23 protein-coding genes are annotated in these 24,155 nt (G+C 51.8%); 11 read left to right on the top strand and 12 right to left on the bottom strand.

Annotated elements, in window-relative coordinates:
• Positions 1-8 precede the first annotated feature (8 nt).
• The 3 genes from rimK (at position 9) to U9S71_RS03810 (ending at position 3,134) form a co-directional block, all read left to right on the top strand.
• Entirely contained in the window at positions 9-935 is a 927-nt protein-coding gene (gene rimK, locus U9S71_RS03820) for a 30S ribosomal protein S6--L-glutamate ligase (RefSeq protein ID WP_326325389.1), read from the top strand.
• A gap of 88 nt (positions 936-1,023) precedes the next feature.
• Positions 1,024-1,863 carry a prolipoprotein diacylglyceryl transferase gene (gene lgt, locus U9S71_RS03815; RefSeq protein WP_326325388.1) on the top strand — a complete coding sequence of 280 codons (840 nt, stop codon included), beginning with the start codon at positions 1,024-1,026 and terminating at the stop codon, positions 1,861-1,863.
• A gap of 53 nt (positions 1,864-1,916) precedes the next feature.
• Positions 1,917-3,134: a multidrug effflux MFS transporter gene (locus U9S71_RS03810; protein ID WP_326325387.1), complete on the top strand. Its 1,218-nt coding sequence runs from the start codon at positions 1,917-1,919 to the stop codon at positions 3,132-3,134.
• Here U9S71_RS03810 and aroQ read toward each other — a convergent pair.
• Together aroQ and U9S71_RS03800 are read right to left on the bottom strand one after the other, a co-directional pair.
• Positions 3,073-3,495 carry a type II 3-dehydroquinate dehydratase gene (gene aroQ, locus U9S71_RS03805; RefSeq protein ID WP_326325385.1) on the bottom strand — a complete coding sequence of 141 codons (423 nt, stop codon included), beginning with the start codon at positions 3,493-3,495 and terminating at the stop codon, positions 3,073-3,075. The genes U9S71_RS03810 and aroQ overlap by 62 nt on opposite strands.
• 46 nt (positions 3,496-3,541) lie before the next feature.
• Positions 3,542-5,185: a gliding motility protein RemB gene (locus tag U9S71_RS03800; RefSeq protein WP_326325383.1), complete on the bottom strand. Its 1,644-nt coding sequence runs from the start codon at positions 5,183-5,185 to the stop codon at positions 3,542-3,544.
• 157 nt (positions 5,186-5,342) lie between these two features.
• Between U9S71_RS03800 and U9S71_RS03795 the strand changes: the two genes are divergently transcribed.
• A complete protein-coding gene (locus U9S71_RS03795) occupies positions 5,343-6,761 on the top strand; it encodes a glycoside hydrolase family 125 protein (protein WP_326325381.1) in 1,419 nt (472 codons plus the stop codon).
• A gap of 91 nt (positions 6,762-6,852) precedes the next feature.
• Positions 6,853-7,668: a glutamate racemase gene (gene murI, locus U9S71_RS03790; RefSeq protein WP_326325380.1), complete on the top strand. Its 816-nt coding sequence runs from the start codon at positions 6,853-6,855 to the stop codon at positions 7,666-7,668.
• A gap of 21 nt (positions 7,669-7,689) precedes the next feature.
• On the opposite strand, the gene U9S71_RS03785 is transcribed toward murI, so the two are convergent.
• On the bottom strand, positions 7,690-8,214 hold the full coding sequence (locus U9S71_RS03785; protein WP_326325378.1) for an OmpA family protein: 525 nt from the start codon (positions 8,212-8,214) through the stop codon (positions 7,690-7,692).
• 25 nt (positions 8,215-8,239) lie between these two features.
• On the bottom strand, positions 8,240-10,447 hold the full coding sequence (locus U9S71_RS03780) for a glucoamylase family protein (RefSeq protein WP_326325377.1): 2,208 nt from the start codon (positions 10,445-10,447) through the stop codon (positions 8,240-8,242).
• Positions 10,448-10,583: 136 nt separating this feature from the next.
• On the opposite strand from U9S71_RS03780, the gene U9S71_RS03775 reads away from it, so the two are divergent.
• Positions 10,584-11,537 carry an acetyl-CoA carboxylase carboxyltransferase subunit alpha gene (locus tag U9S71_RS03775; RefSeq protein ID WP_326325375.1) on the top strand — a complete coding sequence of 318 codons (954 nt, stop codon included), beginning with the start codon at positions 10,584-10,586 and terminating at the stop codon, positions 11,535-11,537.
• 43 nt (positions 11,538-11,580) lie between these two features.
• Here the strand turns inward: U9S71_RS03775 and U9S71_RS03770 are convergent, their stop codons facing one another.
• The 4 genes from U9S71_RS03770 to U9S71_RS03755 all read right to left on the bottom strand — a co-directional run bounded on the left by U9S71_RS03770 (position 11,581) and on the right by U9S71_RS03755 (position 15,359).
• The gene (locus tag U9S71_RS03770; RefSeq protein WP_326325373.1) at positions 11,581-12,435 is read right to left on the bottom strand and encodes a fumarylacetoacetate hydrolase family protein; all 855 of its coding nucleotides are present in this window, start codon (positions 12,433-12,435) and stop codon (positions 11,581-11,583) included.
• A gap of 86 nt (positions 12,436-12,521) precedes the next feature.
• Complete coding sequence (locus U9S71_RS03765) at positions 12,522-13,289, bottom strand: SDR family NAD(P)-dependent oxidoreductase (RefSeq protein ID WP_326325372.1); 768 nt, start codon at positions 13,287-13,289, stop codon at positions 12,522-12,524.
• 64 nt (positions 13,290-13,353) lie between these two features.
• Positions 13,354-15,015 (bottom strand): UxaA family hydrolase, encoded by a 1,662-nt coding sequence (locus tag U9S71_RS03760; protein WP_326325371.1) that lies wholly within the window; start codon positions 15,013-15,015, stop codon positions 13,354-13,356.
• A 2-nt stretch (positions 15,016-15,017) separates the two neighbouring features.
• Complete coding sequence (locus U9S71_RS03755; protein WP_326325369.1) at positions 15,018-15,359, bottom strand: L-rhamnose mutarotase; 342 nt, start codon at positions 15,357-15,359, stop codon at positions 15,018-15,020.
• 104 nt (positions 15,360-15,463) lie between these two features.
• On the opposite strand from U9S71_RS03755, the gene U9S71_RS03750 reads away from it, so the two are divergent.
• Positions 15,464-16,330 carry an AraC family transcriptional regulator gene (locus tag U9S71_RS03750; RefSeq protein WP_326325367.1) on the top strand — a complete coding sequence of 289 codons (867 nt, stop codon included), beginning with the start codon at positions 15,464-15,466 and terminating at the stop codon, positions 16,328-16,330.
• A 12-nt stretch (positions 16,331-16,342) separates the two neighbouring features.
• Here the strand turns inward: U9S71_RS03750 and U9S71_RS03745 are convergent, their stop codons facing one another.
• Complete coding sequence (locus U9S71_RS03745) at positions 16,343-18,631, bottom strand: GH92 family glycosyl hydrolase (protein WP_326325366.1); 2,289 nt, start codon at positions 18,629-18,631, stop codon at positions 16,343-16,345.
• Positions 18,632-19,012: 381 nt separating this feature from the next.
• Here U9S71_RS03745 and fabG point away from each other — a divergent pair, with 381 nt between their 5' ends.
• A complete protein-coding gene (fabG, locus tag U9S71_RS03740) occupies positions 19,013-19,756 on the top strand; it encodes a 3-oxoacyl-[acyl-carrier-protein] reductase (RefSeq protein WP_326325769.1) in 744 nt (247 codons plus the stop codon).
• Here the strand turns inward: fabG and U9S71_RS03735 are convergent.
• Complete coding sequence (locus tag U9S71_RS03735; RefSeq protein ID WP_326325365.1) at positions 19,753-19,953, bottom strand: DUF5808 domain-containing protein; 201 nt, start codon at positions 19,951-19,953, stop codon at positions 19,753-19,755. The genes fabG and U9S71_RS03735 overlap by 4 nt on opposite strands.
• Positions 19,954-20,009: 56 nt before the next feature.
• On the opposite strand from U9S71_RS03735, the gene U9S71_RS03730 reads away from it, so the two are divergent.
• Together U9S71_RS03730 and U9S71_RS03725 are read left to right on the top strand one after the other, a co-directional pair.
• A complete protein-coding gene (locus U9S71_RS03730; protein ID WP_326325364.1) occupies positions 20,010-20,147 on the top strand; it encodes a hypothetical protein in 138 nt (45 codons plus the stop codon).
• Entirely contained in the window at positions 20,101-20,370 is a 270-nt protein-coding gene (locus U9S71_RS03725) for a helix-turn-helix domain-containing protein (RefSeq protein ID WP_326325362.1), read from the top strand. The genes U9S71_RS03730 and U9S71_RS03725 overlap by 47 nt, the downstream gene beginning before the upstream one ends.
• A 215-nt stretch (positions 20,371-20,585) precedes the next feature.
• Here U9S71_RS03725 and U9S71_RS03720 read toward each other — a convergent pair whose 3' ends face one another.
• On the bottom strand, positions 20,586-21,767 hold the full coding sequence (locus tag U9S71_RS03720) for a TlpA disulfide reductase family protein (protein ID WP_326325360.1): 1,182 nt from the start codon (positions 21,765-21,767) through the stop codon (positions 20,586-20,588).
• Positions 21,768-21,882: 115 nt separating this feature from the next.
• Positions 21,883-23,007 carry a peroxiredoxin family protein gene (locus U9S71_RS03715; RefSeq protein ID WP_326325359.1) on the bottom strand — a complete coding sequence of 375 codons (1,125 nt, stop codon included), beginning with the start codon at positions 23,005-23,007 and terminating at the stop codon, positions 21,883-21,885.
• A gap of 169 nt (positions 23,008-23,176) precedes the next feature.
• On the opposite strand from U9S71_RS03715, the gene U9S71_RS03710 reads away from it, so the two are divergent.
• Positions 23,177-24,151: a long-chain-fatty-acid--protein ligase gene (locus tag U9S71_RS03710; protein WP_326325358.1), complete on the top strand. Its 975-nt coding sequence runs from the start codon at positions 23,177-23,179 to the stop codon at positions 24,149-24,151.
• Positions 24,152-24,155 lie beyond the last annotated feature (4 nt).

The following is a 24,155-nucleotide window of genomic DNA, read 5'->3' as shown; positions in this document are numbered from 1 at the left end:
CAGCACACGTGAAGATAGCAGTATTATCAACAATCAAAAGCCTGTATTCCACCCGCAGGCTGGTGGATGCCGCCCAGTTGCGCGGCCATGAATGCGTAGTGATCGACCATGGCCAATGTTATGTAGGTATCCGGCAAGGGCAGCCCAGCATCCACTACAAAGGGCAGCACCTCACGGATATCGACGCCATCATTCCGCGTATCGGTGCCTCCGTTACCTTCTACGGGTCGGCCATCGTACGGCAATTTGAGGTGATGGGCGTGATATCCGCCAACCCCAGCCAGGCCATCACCCGCTCGCGCGACAAGCTGCGATGCATGCAGATCCTATCTGGCGCAGGCCTCGGCATGCCCATTACCGGTTTCGCCCGCCGCACACACGACGTGGACGACCTCATCAAAATGGTGGGCGGCCCGCCGCTGGTCATCAAGTTGCTCGAAGGAACGCAAGGTATCGGTGTGGTACTGGCCGAAACAAAAAAAGCAGCATCATCGGTCATTGAAGCGTTCTATGGCTTGGGCAACAACATCCTGATACAGGAATACATCAAGGAATCCCGTGGTACGGACATCCGCGCATTTGTGGTAGATGGCAAGGTGGTGGGCGCCATGCGGCGTACCGCCAAAGAGGGTGAATTCCGCTCCAACCTCCACCGTGGCGGCACGGCCGAACTGATCAAGTTGAACAAAACCGAACGCGAAACAGCCGTACGCGCAGCGAAAGAACTGGGACTCACGGTTTGCGGCGTGGATATGCTGCCCTCAGACCGCGGACCACTGGTGCTCGAAGTCAATTCATCCCCCGGATTGGAGGGGATTGAAAAAGCAACCAATAAGGATATCGCCGGCACGATCATCGCTTTCCTCGAAAAACAATACATCATCAAACAGCAGGCGAAGAAAGAGCGAAAAGTGAAAGGCGGGCAGAAGCTTTAGCCCCCCTATCGCGTTTGACAATTTTGAGGTTGATTTGCCGATTGTCGGGGGATAACGCTATATTTACCGACCTAAACATATCATAACCATGATAGACGGTATATTAAGCGCAATCCATTGGGGTACAAGTCCGGAGATTTTTAGTATCGGCAGTTTCGAGGTGCGGTATTACACATTATGTTTCCTCCTAGCTTTCATTAGCAGTTATGTGCTGATGCTACGCTTTTTCAAACGCGAAAACAAGTCGCAGGAGCTGCTGGACCAACTGAGCATCTATATTTTCGTGGGTACGTTACTCGGTGCACGGCTGGGCCACTGCCTGTTTTACGAGTTTGATTACTACATGGCCCACCCGTTGGAAATGATATTGCCGTACACTTTTGACGCCAACGGTAATTTCATGCTTACCGGGTTTCACGGGCTGGCCAGCCATGGTGGCGCAGTGGGTATATTAACCGGTCTCTTCCTCTTCTGCCGCAAAACCAAAACCGACTTCCTCTGGTTGGCGGATAGGCTTGTCGTTGTCGTTCCGCTGGCCGGAGCATTCGTACGCATCGGCAATTTCTTCAATTCCGAAATCATCGGGCTGCCGTCGGACCTCCCCTGGGCCGTCGTATTTGAACGCTTCGATAACGTACCGCGCCACCCGGCCCAGCTGTATGAGGCGATCTGTTACATCCTCATATTCATCATTCTATGGAATGTTTTCCACCGCAAACCGAACCTCAAGCCCGGCTTCCTTTTCGGTTTGTTCCTGATTCTTCTCTTTGGAGCCCGCTTTGGGATGGAGTTCCTCAAGGAAAACCAAGAGGCGTTTGAAGAAGGCATGCGGTTCAATATGGGCCAGCTGCTCAGCCTCCCTTTTATTGCCATAGGCGTATACTTACTATTCAGGCCGCATAAAGCGGCCACCACGGCGAAAAACTGAGGCGCCGGCATTGCGCTTCCCGGCTTCGTTTTTGACAATGGGGGAACAAAAGAATGACAGTTACACAACGGCACCGGTTCCTCATCTTCATTATCCTCGGGCTGCTCTCGGCCATCGGGCCGTTTTCCATCGACATGTACCTGCCGGGCTTCGATGCCATTGCGGCAAGCCTCGATACCACGGTAGCCCATATCCAGCTATCACTGACCTCCTTTTTCATCGGTATTGCTTCCGGCCAGATTGTTTATGGGCCCCTGCTCGACCGCTTTGGCCGCAAGGTACCGCTTATCGTTGGGTTGGTTATCTACATCGCGGCATCCATTAGCTGCGCCCTGACCAATTCGGCCGACCACCTCATCGCTTACCGCTTTATACAGGCATTGGGTAGCTGTGGCGGCATGGTCGCCTCGCGTGCCATGGTGCGCGACTTCTTCGGACCCACCGAAAGTGCAAAGGTTTTTTCCATGCTGATGCTGGTCATCGGCATATCGCCCATATTGGCCCCTACGGTGGGCAGCTTTGTGATGGCGCATTGGGACTGGCACGGTATATTTGTGGTATTGGCACTCATCACCACAGGCATCTTGGCTGCGGTCATCTTCTTCCTACCCGAAAGCCAAGGGCCCAATCCGGCCATGTCGTTGATGCCCCGGCCCATTACCCGATCGTATTGGCAGGTATTCCGGAACCGGCAATTCATCACGTATGCCTTTGCCGGTGGACTGGCCTCATCGGGCCTGTACGCCTACCTGGCTGGGTCGCCCTATGTGATGATTAACCTCTATGGACTGGATGAAAGCCAGTACGGCCTGGTGTTCGCGTTGATTGCATCAGCACTGATTGCGGCAAGCCAACTGAACAGGTACCTGCTTACCAAATATAGCAGTGAGCAAATCGCTAAAATAGCGCTCATCGTGCAATCTTCCATCGGGCTGCTGCTCGTTGGCCTCTGCCTTACGGGCTACATCAATCTCATCGTGATGGTGGCGTTGATTTTCCTGTTTCTCGGCTCGCAGGGTTTCGTTTTCCCCAACACTTCCGCATTGGCCCTTGGCCCATTCAGTAAATTGGCCGGTAGCGCTTCTGCCCTACTGGGTAGCTTGCAGATGGCTTGCGGGGCGCTGTCTTCGGCGCTGGTGAGTTATTTCCATAACGGCACCACCGTGCCCATGGCGGCAGTGATGGCCGGCTGTGCCAGTCTGGCGATGCTTATTTTGGCAATAAACTCGCTACGGCCAAGCGGTAACCATCAAGGCCAAAGCCACAGATAACCCCTTTACAGTTTTTAGCGAGGTACGAATGGTGGCGATACGTCTCCCGGGCGTACACGTTGGAAATGTGTACCTCCACCACCGGTGTGGTAACAGCGGCTATCGCATCGCCAAGGGCCAGCGACGTGTGCGTATACGCTCCGGCATTGAAGACAATCCCATCGGCCGAATAGCCTTCTTCGTGGATTTTATCGATAAGCGCGCCTTCGTGGTTGCTCTGGAAATAGGATAGCTCCACCCCGGGGTATTGCGATTTCAACGTCTCGAAATAATCCTCGAATCGCTGCTCGCCATAAATACCTTGCTCACGCACGCCCAACAGGTTCAAATTGGGGCCATTGATGATGATGATCCTGCTCATAAGGGCACAATATCCAAAAAAAATTGGAGATAAACCGGGTACCTGTTTAAAAATCGTAATACAAATTGCGGAAAGATGCACGTAAACCGAGCGTCAGCATGCCCGTTTGGTGGTGCTTGCCTTGTTCGGGCACCCCATGCCGCCGGTACACCGCTCCCGCTTCTACCCGCAGGTTATACTTGGGGTTGAACAGATACGATATACGTCCGTCGGCATAAAGTGAGTTGTTGCGTACCCCCTGGGCGATGCGGTTGTCATACACCTGCTGATGGGTGGCGTACGATTTAAAGATATCACCGCCCCAGTTGGTGGTCGAATCGGGATCGGTGCCATACTGCCCCCAAGTGCCTTTGAAAGAGAAGTCGAACCGCTGATACGAGTAATTCAAGATGCCCACCAACTCCCTGAAATTGGCCCCCCAGGGGTGGGCCAGCGGCTGCCCGTAGTTGCTGTAGTTGCTTACCGGGTCAAAGTGCGTATAGGTATAGGGACGCGCCGTGTTGTACTCGGCGAGGAAGTTCAAATCTTTGATACCAAATGCGTCAAAACCGCGGAAACCGAGCTGCGCCGCCCATTTATTATTCACATGGCCGTTGCCGGAGAAAAATTCTTTCGCCGTAAATTCCCCCAGCAGGAATTGTCCATACACGGTGAGGTTGCGCAGCGCCTTATATTTGGTATTCAGTCCGAGGTGCATCTTATCGGGCGAAGAGGTGTTGGTCAGCTCCACCGGTCGCATGAAAATAATCGGATTGAGGTAATTGAAGTCAAAACCCCGCCGCCCCGCAGCATTCCGGGCGCCCCATACCACCGACTGGAAAAGCCCTACGGAGAACCGGTTGGTGACATTCCAATCGAGGTATTGGAAGGCACCCCACTTCCAGTTATCGCCTGCGCGGCTTACCGAATCGAGCGAACGGGGGTGCATCGGGTCGAGCATATAGGCCCACATGCTCATGTATTGCACATTACCGATCTCGCCCGTCAATTTCAGCGCCGTGTAATTGGACGACACATCCGACAGCAACACCGACCGATAGCCGTCGCCAATGAAATTTTTATCATAGGCCAAAGTAACGTTCAGGTAATCATTTACCGTGTAGGATAGCACGGCCGACCCATACATCCAGTCCTTTTTACGGGGGTTATCGGGCATGGATTTGCCGTACCCCTGGCCGGGGGTAACGGTATGCGTAAGGATGTATTTATCGAGGTAATCGGGGAATACCCCCTGATTCTCGAAGAAATTCACATACAGCGAAAACTTGTCCTGGATGGTTAGACCGGCCTGCGCGCCACGGGTGTTGAGCCAGGTGGTACGTCCGCCTCCGGCAAAATCACGGCCGATCTGGAAATCGGGCAGAAAATCGGCATAAAACGTATAATCCTCGTCGCCCGCTTCTATGAGGTGCTCGTTATATAGTTTGCGCCCGCCCCACGATTGCCGCTGCCGCACCCCCAATTGCATTAGCGAATCGTACCGTGGCATCAGCTCGCCCGCCATAATCATGGGTTTGACGGCCGTATGCAGGCGCGTATCGGTATGGTATAGTGTGCTGTTCAGCTTTTGGTAAAAATGATAAGAATAGGGCTGGTATGTGGCCTGGGCTACGCCCCGGTGCACAAAGCCGCAACCGAATGCCATAACCAACAACAACCGGAAGCCGGGAAAATATAAACGTCTACTCATCGTGTATCAGTCAGTAAAGATAACATTTGCCCACCAAGAATTGAGCCATAATACAACCCCTCTTCCTATTTGCTACTTTTTTTGCATATTGCAACGCGCAGCATAAAACAAAAGGCGCGCTATTATAACATTGACAAACCAACTAATACGATTAGGCATGAAACGAAGAACATTCATCCAAAACTCCTCCCTGCTCGGCGCAGGTCTGCTGGCCGGCAAATTTTCGCTGGCTTCCGCATCGCAGCAATTCCCAACCGTACGTGTTGCCCAGGGCGAACGGCATTTTTCGAGCGATGCCATTGAACAGGCGATCCGGGAGTTCCAGCAATTCACCACCGACAAAGAACTGGGCTGGCTTTTTGGTAATTGTTTTCCAAATACGCTGGATACCACCGTATATCCTGAAGATAAGGGTGGAAAACCCTACACCTATGTCATCACCGGCGATATCGACGCCATGTGGCTGCGCGACAGCTGCGCACAGGTATGGCCATATCTGCCCTTTATGGCGGACGACAGCCAATTGCAACGGCTCATCGCCGGCTTGGTAAATAAGCAGAGCGAATGCATTAATATAGACCCCTACGCCAATGCGTTCTACAACGACCCCACCAAAGTGGGCGAATGGGGCAGCGACCATACCGACATGAAACCGGGCATCCACGAACGCAAATGGGAAATCGATTCGCTTTGTTACACCGTCCGCTTGGGTTATGCGTATTGGAAAGCCACCGCCGACACCGCGCCTTTTGGTAGCGAGTGGGTGGCAGCACAACGAAACATCCTGAAAACATTTAAGGAGCAGCAGCGGAAAGAGAACCTCGGCCCTTACCGGTTTGAGCGTACCACCGCCCGCGGATCCGACACCCTGCAAGTAGACGGGTACGGCTATCCGGTCAATCCGGTAGGATTGATTTGTTCGAGCTTCAGGCCGAGCGACGATGCAACGGTCTTCTCGTTCCTCATCCCATCCAATTTATTTGCCGTGGTGAGCCTACGCCAGTCGGCCGAAATGCTCGCCAATATCGCCGATGAGCAGCCACTGGCGCTGGAAATGCTTGAGCTGGCCAACGAGGTGGAACAAGCCGTGGATGCGTATGGTATTGTAGACCACCCCATGCACGGCCGTGTATATGCGTATGAGGTCGATGGCTTCGGCAGCTACATGATGATGGACGACGCCAATATCCCGAGCCTGCTCGCACTGCCCTACCTCGGCGCGGTGGAAACGAACGACCCGATCTACCAGCGTACCCGGGCATATGTGCTATCTGCAAGCAACCCCTTCTTCTTTAAAGGATCGGCCGCCGAAGGGATCGGCGGTCCGCACATCGGCAGGGATATGATCTGGCCAATGGGCATCACCATGCGGGGGCTAACGGCCACTGATGATAATGAAGTAAAAAAATGCATCGACTTACTGAAACGTACACACGGCGACACCGGCTTTATGCATGAATCTTTCCATAAAGACGACCCCACGAATTTCACACGCAAGTGGTTTGCCTGGGCCAACACCTTATTTGGCGAATTTTTATGGAAAACCTATAAAGAAAAGCCATATTTGCTGAAATGAAATGTAGACATGAGACACTAGACATTAGACAACAGACCTGTCTAGTGTCTAATTATCTATTGTCTAATGTCTGTTATCTAGTGTCTAAAAAATGGGTCCAATAGGCATTTTCGATTCGGGTTATGGCGGGTTGACGGTATTCCGCGACATTGTGCGCAGGTTGCCGCAATACGACTACGTATATCTGGGCGACAATGCCCGCGTGCCTTACGGTACACGGTCGTTCGAGACGGTATATGCTTATACCAAAGAATGCGTGGAAAAGCTTTTCGCATTGGACTGCCACTTGGTGGTACTGGCCTGCAATACCGCCTCGGCGAAGGCGCTTCGCACCATCCAGCAGCAGGATTTGCCGAAGCACGGGGACTTGCGCAAGGTGCTGGGCGTTATCCGGCCCACTACCGAGGTCATCGGCCACCATACCGAAACGCGGCACGTTGGGATATTAGCTACACCGGGCACCGTGAAGTCGATGTCATACCCCTTGGAGATTCAGAAGTTCTACCCCGATATTTCCGTACATCAACAGGCCTGCCCCTTGTGGGTGCCGTTGGTGGAAAATGCCGAGCTCGATTCACCCGGCACCGCCTATTTCGTGGAACGGGAAATCAATCGCCTCCTCCGGCAGTCGCCACGTATCGATACCGTGGTGCTAGCATGCACGCATTATCCGTTGCTATACCCGCTTATACGGCGTTTCCTTCCCGACCATATCCGGCTACTGGCCCAAGGCGAGCTGGTGGCCGATAGCCTGGCCGACTACCTCGTACGGCACCCCGACGTGGAGCGCCTATGTGCCGAAGGGGGCAACATCCGCTTCTTTACCACAGACCATGCGATGGATTTTGAGGAAAAGGCAGAAACCTTCTATGGTGAACGCGTAACGGCAACCCAGATGAAAATATGAAACCGTTGCCAACGTTGTAGCTTATTTTTTCGGCGTTGCGATGGTCACCTCCACACGGCGGTTCTGCTGCCGGCCTTCTTTGGTATTGTTCGCCGCAATCGGCTTGGCCTGGCCATAACCATTGGTGGTGATCCGACTGCCGTTGATGCCATGGTCGGCAATGTATTTTTTCACCGACTCGGCCCTTTTTTCAGACAACCACTGGTTGTACTCTTCGGTGCCGGTAGCGTCGGTATGGCCATCTACAATCAACGAAGCATTCGGATAATCGGCTAATAAGCCAATCAGTTTATCTATTTCGCTTTTGGCTTGGTCGGTCAGATAGGACGAGTTAAGCGGGAACAATACATCCGAATCAAACGTAACCATGATGCCGCGATCGGTCATGGCAGCATCTTCAAAATCGCGCTGCACATGCTGCAGCCCGTCCTGGGTGCCGTCAATGGTTACCTGCGCACCGGGGTTGACTGCCATCTTCTTATTTTTGCATGAGAAGAGTACCGTTGAAAAAGCAACTAAAAGCGGAAAGACAATGTATTTCTTCATGTTAAAACGGGTGATTTAAGATAAATTATTCAATGTTGAAGTGATTTCCAATAACCTTTTTGATATCGGGATGGCTGGAGAAAAGGTCCCATATCAGACCGCTGCGCCCGTTTTCAATCATTACCACAACGGCTGCTTGTTGCAGGGCATCAAAACCGTCGGCCACGGCATTCCTTTCGGGGGCAATCCATTTACGGAAACCGTATTCGGTGAAGAGCGCCCGGCCATACCCCTCATACAGTTCACGGATGGAACGCAGGGCCGTTTGGGGCAAGTAAGCATAACTTGCGCTCGCAATTGCCGGATTGATCACATGCAACCTATTTAGCGAGTCCGTTTTTAGCGAGTCCGTTCCTAGTAAGGAGTCGACTTTTATGACGGTACCACCCCATATGTTGGTTGAAAAGCCGCCGTAGCCCTGCTCATTATCGCGCCGACGCATGGCTTTGGTCAAATTCACATTATTGATGAAATAATTCGCAAATGTATCGCGTTTTGCGCGCGGGTCAAAAGCAAAGAAAGGCGTATAGGCATGTAGCAATGTGGTGTCTACCGAGCCAACGGTTATGGGCAGACCATACAGTGTGGTATCGGCCGTGTAGGGAAATTCGCGATAACGGGGCAATGTACTTGTGCTAGGCTCGCTGTTGCTTCCTAAATCAACGGAAAAAACGTCATTTTCGGCCAGCTCCAACACATACGCCGAATCGGCGAGTTCCCGGGGGATGCCGAATCCTTGGGTATAGGCATCGGGGTGTACCGAATACCGCGGCGAGGCCAGCGCAAGGATATAGCTGATAAAATCGCTACCGAACCCACCCATGGGGCGTGCGTCTTTGAACCCCGTAACCGGCGACCACCGATCTAAGAGGATATGCTGTTGGCCGGCCACCACGAACTGGTTCCATTCAACGCAGTCCCATAGACCATTGATTTTGCCCGTAAGATCGGCAACCGTACTATCCGTTCCGAAATATTGCTCGGCAACGAGTAAGCCTTGCATGAGGAAAGCCGTTGCTGCCAGATCGGCCTCCGGTATGGTGTCCACGTTGAAAACGCCCTTTCCGGTACGCCCGTCGATCTTCGCAGGGAATGCCCCGTGATAACGCTCCACCTTTGCCAGGAAGTCGACCATCCGCCGCAGGCGGCCAACGGCCACTTTTCGCGATATAAAACCACGATCCACCGCAACCACATGCGCCAGTATACTCAATCCGGTTTCCATAACCGACACCGTAGCGTCATCCACCCCGAAGTGGGTGGCATGCATGCCGCTGTTTATCTCAGCACGCTCCATAAAATAATTGAAATGGGCAGCTTGCATCACGTTCAGCAAGGTGCTATCGTTGGCGATATGGGTGGTGGCTTCCACCACGTCCGAAAACGGCGACTCCAAGTAATCGTAATCGACCCACGCAATTTTATAGTAATACGTTTTCTTCGGATACGGAACGAAATCGGTGTACTTCTGTACAAACACCGGCCGAATGGCTATGGGTTCGAAATGTTCATTATCCTCGGCCCGATAAACCTTAATATACCGGATACTGGGCGTAAGCGGCAATTGCCAGGTGAGGTCGACATGCCGGTCGTAAGCCGTAGCGGATGCCAGCACCGCCGGCGACGAGAGTTTCGCCCGTGGTGGATTTGCCGAAACGAACTCAATTTGATCGATGTATAACCAATGGGTGGCGGTGTCTGCCTGCCCCTGCGATAACTGTACCCCGTCAACAAGCTGCCCCATCTGGAGTCCGCCGATGGCTGTTACCGGCACACGTACATCGAGCCACATATTGGTACGGAAGCCATCGATATAGTCCGCCAGCTCAAACGCGTTGCTCACGGTATCGCGCTGGTTCACTGCCATTCTGGGCAACACGCGGCTCTCTGTATGGGATACCACGTACAATTTGAACGTCAACACGTCACCGGCATCGGGAAGGTAGCTGTTTGCTCCTTCGGGAAAAGTAATCTGCGTACGCCAATCGCCGTTTCCGGCAGAGATGTATTTCAACGAAAGGGAATTGCCCGGTGTAAAGAAAATGGAATCCGACACAGGCAATCTTCCAGCCGCGTTTTCCACCCAGCTGTATTCGTCGTGGTAGACATTGCTGTGCATGTAATTCCCGCCCAGCACACTGTTTTCGAACAAAACACCGGGATAGGTAACCGCTTGGGTAGTAACGGCAAACATACACGAAACCAGAAGAGACAAGGTAATGGATCTGACCATAAGCGTCATCGAAAATGTATGATTTAACTGAACAGCACAAATTAACGCAAAAACCAAGCCAGTGCCTGCGGACCTACTTTTTTATTAGTCGCGACAAATCCCTACCTTAGCAGCCGATTTTCGCGATACCGCATATATGGAAACAACGTTTGATTTTGAAAAGCCCATTGCCGATTTGCTGATGCAGATTGATAAGGTAAACCAGGTAGCCGACAAGACGAAGGTAGACATGAGCGCTACCTTGGCGGAATTGCAGGACAAGCTGGAGAAGACCAAGCACGAGATATATAATAATATGACGGGTTGGCAAAAGGTACAGATGTCGCGTCATCCCGACCGGCCACAAACCCTCGACTATGTCAATATGATCTGCGATGACTTCATTGAGCTTCATGGCGACCGCAACGTGCGCGACGACAAAGCCATGGTAGGCGGCTTTGCCACCATTGGCGGCCAATCGGTGATGGTTATCGGTCACCAGAAAGGCAAAAACACCAAAGAACGCCAATTCCGTAACTTCGGCATGGCTAACCCCGAAGGCTACCGAAAGGCATTGCGGCTGATGAAACTCGCCGAGAAATTCGGGAAACCGGTGGTTACACTCATCGACACCATGGGGGCCTACCCCGGGATAGAGGCCGAAGAGCGTGGCCAGGGGGAGGCGATTGCGCGCAACCTTATGGAAATGGCCGTACTGAAAGTACCCATCATCTGTATCGTTATCGGTGAAGGGGCCTCGGGTGGCGCACTGGGTATCGGTATTGGCGATAAGGTATACATGCTCGAACATACGTGGTACTCGGTGATATCGCCCGAGTCTTGTTCTTCCATCCTCTGGCGCAGCTGGGACTATAAAGAACGGGCGGCTGAGGCCCTAAAACTAACCGCCGACGACATGTCGAAAAACGGGCTCATCGATGGCATCATTAAAGAGCCCCTTGGCGGCGCCCATCACCATCCACAAGGAATCGCCGAATCGGTAAAACAGCAACTCCTGAGTGATTTGGCCATCCTCCAAAAGAAAACGGTCGACCAATTGGTGAGCGACCGTATCGACAAATTCAGCAACATGGGCGTCGTGGTTGAGTAACCGACCCATCCACAACGCCCCTATACCGAAATGCTTATCCCAATTACTGCTGATAAGCCTTAACCACCTGCCGCGAAGTACCTAATCCTTCAGCGCCCAGCTCGACTACGTCGCCGGGTTTGAGGTAGATGGGTGGATTGAACCCGAGCCCCACGCCAGCCGGTGTGCCGGTGGAAATCACGTCGCCGGGTAGCAATGTCATGAACTGGCTTACGTAGCTGATGATAAAGGGCACGTTGAAAATGAGATCGGCCGTTGTGCCATCTTGGTAGGTTGTTCCGTTTACCGTGAGCCAAAGGCGTACATTGTTGATGTCTTTGATTTCATCTTTGGTGGCCAAAAAGGGACCGATTGGCGCAAAGGTGTCGCATCCTTTCCCTTTGTCCCACGTGCCGCCACGCTCCAATTGAAATTCGCGTTCGGAAACATCATTATGCAACACGTAGCCGGCCACGTGGTCGAATGCGTCGGCTTCGGAAACGTAGGATGCCCGTTTGCCGATGACGATGCCGAACTCTACTTCCCAGTCGGTCTTGGTGGAGTTTTTCGGGATGACGACATCATCGTACGGCCCACACAAAGACGTGGTGGATTTCATGAAGATAATGGGTTCTTCGGGGATTTTAGCGCCGGTTTCTTTCGCATGGTCGCGGTAATTGAGTCCGATGCAAAGTATTTTCGAGGGGCGTGCGATCGGACTGCCGATGCGTGTGCCTTCGGGTACGGCAATCAGTTTACCTTCGTTGGCTTTGATGAATTCTTCCAACCGGGCAATGCCGTTGTTTTCAAAAAAAGCCTCGTTGTAGTCGCCGCCGAAAGCGGATACATCGTAGTTCACACCATCTCGCTGCACTCCTATTTTTTCACGGCCGGAGTCGCCGTATCGGATTAACTTCATTTTTTTAGTAATTAGTCTTTAGTAGTTAGTACTTAGCTCGTCGGCTGTCAAATCTAACGACTACGTACTGATAGCTATGCACTTAATCAATTATTCAACGTGACGAACCCACCATCAATGGGGTAATCATTGCCCGTGATGAATGCCGCTTCATCGGAGCACAGGTACAGCGCCAGGGAAGCGATTTCCTCGGGCTGGGCCATGCGGCCGATCGGCTGGCTTTTGGAAAGTGTTTCGAACATTTCCTTTTCCTTGCCGGGGTAGTTCTTGGCGATGAATCCGTCCACGAACGGTGTATGCACACGGGCCGGTGAAATGCTGTTGCACCGGATGCCATCGTGCAGGTAGTCACGGGCCACCGACAACGTCATGGCGAGTACGGCCCCTTTGCTTGCGGAATAAGCGAAACGGTCGGCAATACCAACGAGGGTGGCTATGGAAGCGAGGTTGAGGATGGCACCGCCACCTTGTTTTTTCATCAACGGCACTACGGTATGCAACACGTTATAGGCCCCTTTGACATTCACGCGGATAACCCGATCGAAGTCGTCTTCCGACGTGTTTTCCAGCTTACCTACATGTGCAATACCCGCGTTGTTGACGAGGATATCGACAGGGCCAATAGCGGCCACCACATCTTGGACGTCGCGTTGCACGCTCACATCACATCGATGGGCGATTGCCTGGCCCCCAAAGCCGCCGATGGCTGCCGCCAATTCCTCCGCTGCCGCAGTGTTCAGTTCAAGGATATGTACCGTAGCCCCTTCTTCGGCAAACCGCCAGCTGATGGCTCGACCGATGCCGCTACCGCCACCTGTAATGATTGCTGTTTTTCCAGCTAGTCTTTTCGTCATTATTTTTGCTGTTTGTTCTTTACTACCTATCTGTTGTCTAGTGTCAGTTGTCTAATGTCACATCTCACAAAGACACCCCCCTTCGCCAGGGAATAAAATCATCCTGCCCCAATTGCACGGCCTTGGGCTGGGCATTACCACTCGCCACATCAATGACGTAACGGAGGATGCGATGGGCTACCTGTTCGATGGTTTCCTCACCTTCGATAATGGTACCGCAATTGATATCGATAATGTCGGGCATCCGCCCAAACAGTTTGGTATTGGTTGCCAACTTGATGACGGGAGCAATCGGATTGCCGGTGGGTGTGCCCAGTCCGGTGGTAAACAACACCACATTGGCCCCTGCACCGACTTCGGCTGTGGTGCTTTCCACGTCATTGCCGGGCGTACACAGCAAATTCAAGCCCGGCTTATTGGCCACGCCGGGATAATCGACTACGGCCGTTACCGGTGAGGTTCCGCCCTTCTTGGCCGCACCGGCCGATTTGATGGCATCGGTAATTAACCCATCGCGGATATTGCCCGGGGATGGGTTGGCATAAAACCCGGAGCCATCTGCTTCCGCCCGCTCGTTGTAGGTCTTCATCAAAGCCATAAACCGCAAGGCCATCTCCTCGTCCACACAACGATCGCTCAGCTCCTGCTCCACGCCGCACAGTTCGGGAAACTCGGATAAGATAACCGATCCGCCCAATGCCACCAACATGTCAGATACATAGCCCAATGCCGGATTAGCGGATATCCCCGAGAAGCCATCAGACCCTCCACACTCCAGGCCGATGCAGAGCTTACTGAGCGGTGCGGGCTGCCGGCGTAAGGCATTGGCTTGCACCAAACCAGCAAATGTGTGCTTAAGCGCCTGCTGAAGCAGCTCGGTCTCCGTACCCACGAGCTGCTGTTCAAAAACATACAGCGGTTTATCGAACTGCGGGTCGCGCTTGGCAATTTCGTCACGGAGTATCGATGCCTGCGCATGCTGACACCCCAAGCTCAACACCGTGGCCCCGGCCACGTTGGGGTGCGTGATGTATCCGGCAAGGAGACCACAGAGTGCATCCGAGTCGATGCGTGTGCCCCCGCAGCCCATCTGGTGGTTAAGGAATTTGATGCCATCAACGTGTTCGAATAACGGTCTGCCATCGTCCTGTTCCGGTTCCGCCGCGATATCGGCATTCAGGATGTCGGTGACGGTACCACCGGCTTCGTACAGCCGGATAAGCTGCTCCACTTCGGGTTCGTAATCGCGCGACCGTTTACCATAGCCCAACTGCTCTTCCAATGCGCTTTTCATCACCAGCACATTGCGGTTCTCGCAAAATACCAGCGGGATAACCAGCCAATAGTTGGCGGTACCCACGGTACCGTTGGCACGGTGGTATCCCAGAAATACTTCTTCTTCAAAAGCCGATACATCCGGCCGCCGCCACTCCAGCCGGCGCTCGCCCAACTCAAATGCCTCCGCGGCATGGTGGATGTTCCGGGTAGTCAGTGTTTCGCCCTTGCCCAATGCGGCATTGGTTCTACCCACCAATACACCGTACATGTACACATCGCCCCCTGCGGCAAGCGGTTCAATGGTAAACTTATGCTTCGCCTTAACCCCGCCGATCAAAGCGAACCGTTCGCCCTGGAAGTCGATCTCCATACCCCGAGGCAGGTCGCGCAATGCAACCAGCACGTTATCATTGGGGTGTATCTGTAAAAAAGACCTGTTCGTATCCATCTTTATTCAGCGGTGCTAAGTTCGAAAATTTTATCCATTACGACCCATTTTTCATCGGGATTCGATCCGGGTATGGCCCGTTGGAATTGCCAGGTCAGTTGCTCCCATGCTTTCACATGCGGGTTTGCCGCATCGGCGGCTGCCTTTTCGGCGAACGAGAAATCATCGGTTGCTTCAATAACCATAAACATCCGGTCGGCAAATCGGTATATCTCCATTCGGGTAATACCCGAGTCGGTAATCGATTGCCTGATTTCCGGCGCAATATGCCGGTGCAGCCTTTCATATTCGGCGATGAGCTGTGCGTCGTTCTTTAGATCCAGCGCCAGTGCATATTTCTTCATTCCTGTTCTTAATCGGCCATCAACTGTTAGAAAACACAAACATAACAAACCTTGTATAGAAAGGCTACCACCATTTTAGCGATATATTAAGCTATATTAGCACCATGAAACCTCAATTGCTAAAAGTAAGCACCAACCCTGCACATTCTTTCAGTGTCCGGCGGGATAAGGTGCCCTATGCCAACAACCAGTGGCACTATCACAGCGAGGTGGAGCTCATCCATTTCGAGAAGGGCAGCGGAACGCAGTTTATCGGCGATAGCATTCATCACTTCTCGTCGGGCGACGTGATATTGATCGGTTCCAACCTTCCGCATTACTGGAGTTTCGACAGCAGCTATTTAGATGCCGCCACCGGCACGCCGGCGGACGTCCGCGTGGCCCATTTCAATGTCGATTTTTGGGGTATGGCTTTTTTGGACCTTCCAGAGAACACGCCGGTCAAACAATTGCTTCAGGAGGCCAAGCGAGGCATTTCGGTATATGGCGCCGCCGGTGCCCACGTGCAGAAACTACTTGCCGAGTTATTGGAAACCGAAGGCACAAAGCGAATCCTCCTGCTCATTGAAGCCCTCACCACCATTGCACATACCAGCGAACGCAAGGCCCTCTCGTCTGTCGGTTTCACACCACATTTCGAGCGGGGCGAAAACAACCGCATAAACAACATCTACGATTTTGCGCTCCAACATTTCCGGAAACGGATCACCCTGGACGAAATTGCCGAGGTGGCCGGCATGAGCAACAATGCCTTTTGCCGGTATTTCAAGTCGCGCACCGGAAAAACGTTCTCGCAGTTCCTTATCGAGCTACGGGTGGGCCATGCGTGCAAGCTGCTCATCGAAAACAACCTCAATGTCAAAGAAATCTGTTTTGAAACCGGGTTCCATAACTTCGCTGGCTTTCACAAATACTTTAAGCAGATAACCGGAAAAAGCCCGCTGAATTATCGGCGGGCTTACCTAAAATAAATTGTTGCCTGGTTATTCTTCCTCCAGGCTCAACGAAAATGGAAAATCGGCCGTGTCGGTTCCCCGCCGCTTATTGGGCTTATCTGCCATATCGAAATGCAGCACAGCGCCGTTGATGAGATCACCATGCTTGAGGTAATTCTTACCATATTTCTTGCCGTTCAGGGTGAGCGACTGGATATACCGGTTTTCCTTCCCGTTATCGGGCGCATGGATTTCGATGGCTTTGCCGTTGGGCAGTTGGATGGTCATCTCCTTGAAAAGCGGTGCTCCCATCACATACTCGTCGGTAGCCGGGGTTACCGGATAGAATCCCAGCGCCGAGAAAACATACCATGCCGAGGTCTGCCCGTTATCCTCGTCGCCACAATAGCCATCGGGTGTGGGCAGGTACATCCGGTCCATCGTCTCGCGCACCCAGTATTGGGTTTTCCACGGTGCCCCCGCATAGTTGTAGAGGTAGATCATGTGTTGGATGGGCTGGTTGCCATGGGCATACTGGCCCATATTGGCAATCTGCATTTCGCGGATTTCGTGGATGGTGAATCCGTAGTAGCTGTGGTCAAACACAGGCGGCAAGGAGAACACCGAGTCGAGCTTGGTTACAAATGCATCGTATCCTCCCATCAACTGCGCAAATCCTTCCACATCCTGGAAAACCGACCACGAGTAGTGCCAGCTGTTGCCTTCGGTAAATGAATCGCCCCATTTAAAGGGGTTGAACGGCGTTTGGAAGCTACCGTCTTTATTTTTTCCGCGCATCAGCCCGGTCTCTTTATCAAAGAGCTTCTTGTAGTTGAAGCTCCGCTCGCGGTATAGCGCGATCTCATCGGCAGGCCGGTCCAGCGCCTTGGCCAGCTGGTAGATGGCGAAATCATCATAGGCATACTCCAACGTCCGGGCGGCATTCTCATTGATACCCACGTCGTAAGGCACGTATCCGAGGGTGGTGTAATACTCCGCCCCTGCCCGGCCCACCGCGGTGATGGGACCGGCGTTATTGGCACCTTTAAGAAGCCCTTCGTACAGCTTCTCGATATCATAGCCCCGCAGGCCCTTGATGTACGCATCGGCAACCACGGAGGCCGAATTGTTGCCCACCATGATGTTACGGTATCCCGGACTGGCCCATTCCGGCAACCAGCCGCCTTCCTTATAGGTGTTCGCCAAGCCTTCTTGCATCTTTTGGTTCACCTCGGGGTATACCAAGTTAAGGAACGGGAACAGTGCGCGGAAGGTATCCCAGAAACCCGTATCGGTAAACATATACCCGGGCAGCACCTTGCCGTTATACGGGCTGTAATGGATTACGTTGCCATCGGCATCATACTCGTAAAACATCCGTGGGAAGAGGATGGTGCGATACAGACACGAATAGAACGTGCGCACCTGATCGATGGTGCCGCCACCTACGCGCACTTTGCCCAGCTCGGCATTCCACTGGTCGGCGCCTTCCTGTTTGATGGTTTCGAAATCCTTGTTTCCGATTTCACGGAGATTCAGCTTGGCCTGTTCGTGACTGATGAAAGACGAGGCCACTTTTGCCTGTACCTGTTCGCCCCGGTTGGCGATGCGGAAGCCCACAATGGCGCCCACATGGTTGGCCTGGATTTCCATCCGGTCGTCTACCAACACCGAATCGGCGAAAGTACCCGCGTGGGCGAAGGGCTGGTCGAACACCATCACGAAGTAATTTTTGAAATTGTCGGGCACGCCGCCGCTGTTGCGGGTGGTGTAACCGATGATGGTATTCTCTTCGGGGATAATTTTTATGTAAGAGCCTTTATCGAACGCGTCGATGACCACAAATGCGCTGTCGGTGGCCGGGAATGTGAACCGGAACCGCGCTGCCCGTTCGGTAGGCGTGATTTCGGTGGTCACGTCGTGGTCGGCAAGGTACACACTATAATAGTGCGGCTTCGCGATTTCGGCTTTGTGGGAAAACCAGCTAGCCCGCTCATCCTGATCGAACGTCTGTTTGCCGGTGGTCGGCATAATGGAGAACTGCCCGTAGTCATTCATCCACGGCGATGGCTGATGCGTCTGTTTGAACCCACGGATCTTGTCGGCAGTATACGTATACATCCATCCATCGCCCATTTTCCCGGTTTGGGGCGACCAGAAATTCATTCCCCAGGGCCGTGCAATGGCCGGATACGTGTTGCCATTGGAAAGGGAGTGCACGGATTGCGTACCCATCAAGGTGTTTACGTAATCGAGTGGATTTTCAACGCGGCCCACGTCCTGCGCCGTAGCAACGAAGGTGAGCAGGGAGAGCATGAGGGTTAATGGTGATTTCATTGAAGTACGTGTTTGTTTTTAGGGTTTATATCTTTACAACTATGTTATCGTCCGCTAATATGGTAAAAATATCGGAAAAGGAAAATGCTAAAAGTATTTAGCTTCACACATTTATTTATTTTTCACGCAAAGGAACCATTTCGTTTTCACGCGAAGAGCGCGGAGTTTTTTACGCAAAGAACGCAGAGGACATTTCTTTGCGATAAGCGACACACCTCAGCGAACTTTGCGATAAAGCGAAGCGTCTCTGCGAACTTTGCGTGAACCTCCTAAAGTTGCTACGTCGCGTGAACCCTTTTGTGAGCAATGCATTCGCATTTTTATGCGAATTTTAGCTAAGTTTGCATCTTAAATCCGAAAGCATAGAAACAACGTACTATGATGAAACTACTTGAAGGAAAGACCGCACTCATCACCGGGGCCTCAAAAGGCATTGGCCGCACCATAGCCGAGAAGTTTGCCGAGCAAGGCGCAAACGTGGCATTCACCTACCTCTCTTCCGTAGAAAAAGGCCAGGCATTGGAGCAGGAATTGCAGGCCCATGGCACCAAAGTAAAGGGTTACCGGTCTGACGCCTCCAAGTTTGACGCGGCTGAGCAGCTGGTCAATGACATCGTATCGGAATTCGGCACGCTCGACATTGTGGTGAACAACGCCGGCATCACCAAAGACGGCTTGCTTCTCCGCATGACGGAAGACCAGTGGGACGATGTGTTGGAAGTAAACCTCAAGTCGGTATTTAACGTCACCAAAGCCGCATCGCGCATCATGATGAAAAACCGCAAGGGGGTATTCATCAACATGAGCTCGGTGGTTGGTGTACAGGGGAATGCCGGTCAGGCAAACTATGCGGCATCCAAGGCAGGCATCATCGGCTTCTCCAAATCGGTCGCCAAGGAACTGGGCTCGCGGAACATCCGCACCAATGTGATCACGCCGGGTTTCATCCGCACGGAGATGACCGAAGTGCTGGACCCTAAAGTGGTGGAAGGCTGGGAACAGGGCATCCCATTGAAACGGGCCGGCGAAACGGAAGACGTGGCCAACGCGTGTTTATTCCTTGCATCGGACCTATCGGCCTACATCAACGGGCAGGTGCTTTCGGTGTGCGGCGGCATGCTTTAAAAGGCGGCGTAATAGCGAACCGCGACATAGGCCACCAGAAGCACCAACAGGACCAGCATATATTGCCATAGCGCTTTATGGCCGAAGTTCAACGTCCAGCCCAAGCCGTTTAGTTTCGGCACGACCAGTAACCGGTCTTTGGGGTTTACGTAAAAGAACCCCATTTTCCAATGTTCGGGATTATATCTATTGTCCATAACGACACGGTTTCTACCCAAAGGTATAAAGTTTAAGCCAATGTAACAACGCAAATATGCCTCAAAAAAATCTCTTTCAGCTTTACGATAAGACGATTGCGTATATCCAGCAGCACTTTATGGATGAAGGAGTGGATCGGATAACGGTTGCTGCGGTTGGGGTGCTCCACCCGGCAGCTGAGTCGGGCATTTGAGGGGCGGCCCGTTAAATTAAACGTCGCCATCCAATTAATGCGTTTGTACAAAAGCCAAGAACTCCTGCGCAGGAAACGCAACCTCTCGGTAGCTCAGGTTGCCGCTATGGTACATTTCCGCAATGCCAAGCATTTCACCACCCAGTTTAAAAAACATTTCGGACGGACGCCGAGCGAAGAGCGTCAAGCGATGACTTCGCGGCGGACCAGTAACGCTATCTGATGATGCATTTCTATGCGTCCAATCAATTTAGCATAAAAACCGTCGCTACACCACCTTGTGCATCGATTTTTCATAGCAAACAACAAAAAAGCAAGTAAAAAAAGGTTTCTATTTTTGCCAATTTTCAGCCGGTTTTGGCAAATAGACGTCTTTATCTCTGCGAGAAAACCGGCACAGAACACCGAAAATGCCTTGGCTAAAACTTAAACCGCGTTTCAGTTGTCAAAAATGGTTTCCATTTTTCTTAAAAGTTCACGCCCATTCAAGTTTCTGGCGATGATGACGCCATCAGGATCCAAAAGAAAATTATCGGGAATGGCATGAATAAAAAACCGCTTGGCTACCGAATTGTCAAATCCTTTTAAGTCGGATACATGTGTCCAATTTAATCCGTCCTTTCGTATCGCTTCCAACCAACGATTTTTAGAAAGATCAAGTGAAACGCCCAAAATGTCGAACCCCTTCGATGCAAATTTTTGATGTGCTTCCACAAGATAGGGATTCTCTTCACGGCAGGGACCACACCAACTCGCCCAGAAATCTACGAGAAGATATTTGCCACGGAAACCTGATAGTTTAATTGGGTTTGATGCGGTGTCCGCTTGTTCAAAATCGGGCATTACTCTACCGATGCCAACAAGCTTATCAACAGCAATACGGTGCGTGATCACCTTTGCCGTAGGTGTACTCATTAGGTCATTTGAAAGCGTTTTAAGTGCTTCCTCAGCTAATACACGCGCACGCACCTCTCCTCTAGCTATCCTTCCGCGGAAGCAATATATCAAATACAATGAATAGAAATTCTCCGGATGCTGGCGGATAAACTCATGTACAACGCTGTCACTTAATTGCCGCCAATCCGCGCTAGTCAGCGACCCTGTAGTGCGCTCTTTTTTTTGCCTTCTCGCTTTGGCGGCCATTTCGCGGTAACGATGATGAGCTTCTTCAGTCGGCGAAGGTATCAAGCGGTCGATTTTACCAGACGCTACCAGACCGTAGACACCCTTGACCTTCCAATTGGACTTTCCCTTGAAGGACGTCGTCTCTCCTGGCTCCACCCAAAAGGAGTAAACAGTGGCATTACCAACAAACTTCGGATTGATATTTTCGATGTTCAGATGGAATAGGGTTGGCTCCGTAATTTTGCCAGAATAAGTAAACCTGCATTCCTCATCCAGTGATACGGTATCGTGATACAGGGCATCTCCTTGGCGATATTTAATGAAATAGGTTGCACCGGGAATCGTATCGATTACTCCGCTAACGACGAAAGTGGTGCCAGTTTGAGCTTTAATCTCCATGGGCGGAAACAGCAGAAACAAAAGTAGAAGAGAGAATATGGCAGGTAAAGTGCCCTTTTTTCTATTATAAAAATTCGGTAAGCATACTAACATCATAAAGAGTTCTCAATTAGCGGTTCACAACAAAACTAAGGCATAACCATCCGGACATTCCCCTTTTAGAAGTTTTATAGTCCTTACCTTCTCATTAAGTTTATGAGGCGTTCGGATGTCAATTGTCAAAAATGGTTTCCATTTTTCTTAAAAGTTCACGTCCATCCAAGTTTCTGGCGATGATGACGCCATCAGGATCCAAAAGAAAATTATCGGGAATGGCATGGATGAAAAAACGCTTGGCTACCGCATTGTCATATCCTTTCAAGTCGGATACATGTGTCCAATTTAATCCGTCTTTCCGTATGGCTTCCAGCCACCGCTCTTTAGCATCATCAAGCGAAACCCCAAAAATATCGAAACCTTTCGACGCAAATTTCTCATGTGCTTCAACCAGAAAGGGATTTTGTTTCCGACAAGGGCCGCACCAGCTGGCCCAAAAATCAACCAGCACATACTTTCCCCGAAAGTCCGACAACTTAACCACATTTGATGCGGTGTCCGGCTGTTCAAAATTGGGCATTACTTGGCCGATGCCAACCAAATTATTTACGATGATTTTTTGAGTGACTAAACGTCCCGTGGGCGTGCTTTTGAGGTCAGCAGAGAGTCGTTTCATTGCTTTCTCTGCGAAAGGAAACGCCTCCACCCCTCCAAGCAGCCTGTTATATACCAAATACAAGCCAAAAAAATCGGTAGGATGCTGGCGGATGAAATCGAGCGCAACGGAATCACTTATCTGGCGCCGGTCCGTGCGACTTAAAGACCCTGTAGTATTTTCCTCTTGTACCCGTATTGCTTTCCTAACGCTTGTCCAATGACGTTGTTCACTTTTCTCTATTTTCGAAGGCGTCAAACGTTCAATCTTGCCCGAAGTGAATATCCCCTGGGCACCTTTGGCCTTCCAATTGGACTTTCCTCTGAAGGAAGCCGTTTCCCCGGGCTCCACCCAAAAGGAGTAAACGGTGGCGTCACCAATAAATTTCGGATTGATATTTTCGATATTCAGATTAAATATGGTCGGCTCAGAAATTTCCCCTGTGTATGCTAACCTGCGTTCGTCATCCAACGACACGGTATCATCGATCCAAACGTCCCCTTGGCGATAGCTGATAAAATAAGTTGCATGGGGAACCGTATCGATGACGCCTTTAACGATAAAAGTGGTTTCAACTTGAGCTTTAATCTCCACGGGCGGAAACAGCAGAAACAAAAGTAGAATCGGCAAGCATACTACCATCATAAGGGGCTCACAATTAGTGGTTCACAACAAAACTAAGACATAAGGAATAGAACTCCAAGAAATCAGGCTTTTTTATTCAAAAAGGAAGGAAAAACATTACCGAAAGAAACCTTGATAGCAGGGTAAATGAACCAATCGCCTTCCGCACCAAAACACTACCTTTGCGGGGATGAATAACGAAATCTTCTCCATACAGACGCGCCAAGCTTTTGACGAGGTATGCATGAAGACATTTCGTCACCAGGCGCAGCATGGTGCGGTTTACAAGGAGTACCTGTCGCTCATCCATGTAGACCCCGCGACCATACAGCGACCCGAAGCCATTCCCTGCCTACCCATTGACTTCTTCAAGAACCATCGGATAACCACCGGCCCCGAGGCCCCGCAGCAGGTATTTACCAGCTCGGGTACCACGGGCACCGTGCAAAGCAAGCACTACGTGGCAGACATCACCATTTATGAGGATAGCTTCCGTACCGCGTTTAACCAGTTTTACGGCAACCCAAGCGATATGGCCATTTTAGCGCTGCTACCCGCCTACTCCGAGCGCGAAGGGTCGTCGCTTATTTATATGGTGGACGACCTCATCCGCCAGAGCGCCCATCCGAGAAGCGGTTACTTCTTATACAACCACGATGACTTGCAAGATTCCCTACGGGAGCTGAAGGCCACCGGCACGCCGACGCTGCTCATCGGCGTCACCTATGCGCTGCTCGATTTTGTGGAAAACCACGTCGTGGATTTCTCCGAACTGATCGTGATGGAAACGGGCGGCATGAAAGGCCGGCGGCGGGAAATGATCCGCGAGGAAGTGCACGAGCGGCTATGCCGGGGGTTCAGCGTATCGGAAATCCATTCCGAATACGGAATGACCGAGCTATTATCCCAAGCATATTCCGCGGGCGGGGGCATATTCCGCTGCCCGCCATGGATGGACGTGTTTATCCGCGACACCAACGATCCCTTAGACACCGTGTCGACAAACCGCACCGGTGCCATCAATATCATCGACTTGGCCAATATCCACTCGTGCGCATTCATTGCCACGCAGGACCTGGGACGGAAACAGGCCGATGGATCGTTCGAGGTGTTGGGCCGTTTCGATCAGAGCGACATCCGGGGGTGCAACCTATTGGTGCAATAGGTGC

This window comes from Parapedobacter flavus (assembly GCF_035818675.1).
GTDB classification, from domain to species: Bacteria; Bacteroidota; Bacteroidia; order Sphingobacteriales; family Sphingobacteriaceae; genus Parapedobacter; species Parapedobacter flavus.
This window is presented reverse-complemented; position numbering and strand designations above follow the sequence as displayed.